The following is a 715-nucleotide window of genomic DNA, read 5'->3' on the forward strand; positions in this document are numbered from 1 at the left end:
ATGGTGCGCAGCGGCGACGGTTTCTACGTGGGCGGCAGCCTCAACATGCTGCGGGACGATCCGGACTCTCCACTGTTCGGCTGCGAGATACAGAACATCCGGGACGAGGACGGGCACCTCTTCATCACCGGCAACCGGGACGGCGGGACCGTAGGCGTGGAGGTCCGCCAGCTCACCAAAGCGGGCGAACCCCGCTTGGACGACCTCACCGAAGCCACGTACCGTCCGCCGTACTGGGTAGACCCGGTAAATCAGGCATTCACCCCCGCACACCCCATGTACGACGGTGTGCTCGCCATGTGGGACGATCCCACGATGGCGGTCACGCCGGAGTACGCGGCCCACTCCACCTACCTGCCGAAAGCGCGTGCCAGCATTGAGCGCCGCATGACGGAGCGACCGGACAGGACGTTCCCGACCGTGACCCGGCCATCCTCCCCGATCTCAACCCTCACCGTCCATGACACGAAGGATTACGAAAAGGATTTGGGGGACACATGGCAGCGCGTGGTGGAATACACGCGCCCCGTATCCACGTCATACGGGGAGGTGACGGTGCAGTTGCGCCTGTCGTCCTTCCGGCTGAGCGACGAGGAGCCGGAACGCGCGTTCTTCCCCGTGGACACCCGCGCCATGGATGAACTCGCGCAGGCAGCAGCCGAAACCGCCGTCAACCGGATTCCCGAGAATCTGCGCCCCTACGCGGCACCGGTAC

At 65.2% G+C, this 715-nt stretch carries 1 protein-coding gene; it reads left to right on the forward strand.

What is annotated here, in order from left to right:
• Positions 1-715: hypothetical protein (locus B5G37_RS15455; RefSeq protein WP_158099457.1), on the forward strand; the 715-nt coding region annotated here is incomplete at both ends.

Origin of the sequence: Pseudoflavonifractor sp. An85 (assembly GCF_002161235.1) — a bacterium.
Classification (GTDB): domain Bacteria; phylum Bacillota; class Clostridia; order Oscillospirales; family Oscillospiraceae; genus Enterenecus.